Here is a 1,706-nt window from a genome sequence, read left to right as displayed (position 1 = left end):
CTGTTCCGGTGTGTCCATGCTGTGAACGGTAGACCGGATCGACCGGGTGCCGATTGAAAATTCTCCCGCTGCGGCGCAAGATTTTTGCGTGAAGAGACCTATCACGCTCGACGAGCTCGACTACATGTTGCTTGACCTCGTGCAACGCGACGCCAGGCGGCCGTTGCACGAACTCGGCGAGGACGTCGGGCTCTCGCCCAGTGCAGTGCAGCGGCGCCTCGGCCGACTGTACGACGCCGGAGTGATCCGCGCGCAGGTCGCCGTGGTGGAGCCGCGCGCCGTCGGGGCAGATCTCCTCGCCGTGGTTCTCGTCGCCTTGGTCGACGACGATGCCGACCACCACGCGTCGTTCCGTGAACGCATGCAGTCAGAGTCCGCCGTGCAGCAGTGCTACGGCATCATCGGCCAGTGGGATTATGTGATCATCCTGGTCGCTGGCGACATCGCGGAGAATCGCGAGCTGTCCAGGCGGCTGTTCGGCGCCGACAGTTTCGTCGCCAGGTACGAGACGCTGCCCTCCTTCGAGACCGTCAAGGCCGGGCTCCGTGTTCCGCTCGACAGTGTTGCTCGGGTCCGGAAGGCTCAGTAAGTTCCCTCAGATCTACCGACATTGTCTGACCCATGACCCACATAATGTCGGTAGAAAAAGGCAGTAGGCGAGCCTCAATAGAGGTAAGCATAGATATCCACAGGCTAGCCTCGGACGATCCTAGTTATCCACAAGTGTGTGGCGGCAGCTGACATGTAGCCGATAGGCGGGCATCCTGGCCGCGTGAGGCCGGACGATCATGCTCTGCTTGAACGGACACTCGAGAAGATCGTGCGTGAGCAGGAGGGCGTGTTCCGCCTCGATCAGATCGCACCGCTGGTGACGTGGGCGACAGTGGATCATGCCGTGCGAAGCGGACGGTGGTCGAGGCCACATCGCGGCGTATACGTGCTTCACAACGGCGAGCTCACGGAGAGTCAGGAGCATTGGATATGCGTGCTCGCCGCGTCCCCCGGAGCTGCGCTCGGCGGGTTGACGGCGGCCAAGCTCGATGGCCTGCAGGGCTTCGAGGTGCCGGAGCGGTATCTTGTCGTGCCCATCCATGCGCGGGCGCCGAGGCGCAGTGGCCTTATTGTGAAAAGGTCGAGCTTGCTCACGGACGCGGACGTCCACCCGATGCGGCGGCCGCCTCGGACCCGTGTCCCGCGCAGCCTGGTGGATGGGGCGTCGTGGCAGGCCACGCAGACGCGTTCACGCGCCATCGTGCTGGCCGGTGTCCAGCAGGGCCTGGCGCGGCCAGCCGACCTGCGAGACGCGCTGAGTCGCAGAGGGCCGTGTCGGCATCGCCGTCTGATCACCCAGTCGATCGACGATGCCGAGGGTGGCATCGCGTCCGTTCCGGAGCGCGACTTCGAGCAGATTCGACGACGGTTTCATTTGCCCGAGCCCGAGCGTCAGGCAGTGGTCAGAGGGCCGGATGGGCGTTTCTACCTCGACGCGTACTGGAGCCGTTACGACGTCAGCGCCGAGATTCACGGTACGCAGCACATGGAGATCCTCAGCTGGGACGCCGACCTGGACAGGCAGGCAATCCTGGCGGCCGGTGGGAAGCGGGTCCTGCCGTTCACCTCATACGCGGTACGTAGTCGAAAGGAACATGTCGGCGCGATCCTGACCGAGGCGTTGCGGAACGCGGGATGGTCTGGGAAGTCAGGAC

At 64.2% G+C, this 1,706-nt stretch carries 2 protein-coding genes; both read left to right on the top strand.

Annotated elements, in window-relative coordinates; all coding sequences use genetic code 11:
• The first annotated feature begins 88 nt into the window (after positions 1–88).
• Positions 89–589 carry an Lrp/AsnC family transcriptional regulator gene (locus ELR45_RS04170; RefSeq protein WP_205855912.1) on the top strand — a complete coding sequence of 167 codons (501 nt, stop codon included), beginning with the start codon at positions 89–91 and terminating at the stop codon, positions 587–589.
• Between the two features lie 183 nt (positions 590–772).
• Positions 773–1,706: PDDEXK family nuclease (locus tag ELR45_RS04165; protein WP_165367465.1), on the top strand; the 934-nt coding region annotated here is incomplete at its 3' end.

Origin of the sequence: Phytoactinopolyspora endophytica (assembly GCF_004138495.1) — a bacterium.
Taxonomy (GTDB): domain Bacteria; phylum Actinomycetota; class Actinomycetes; order Jiangellales; family Jiangellaceae; genus Phytoactinopolyspora; species Phytoactinopolyspora endophytica.
The sequence above is the reverse complement of the archived record's forward strand: the minus strand, read 5'-3'. Positions and strand labels throughout refer to the sequence as shown.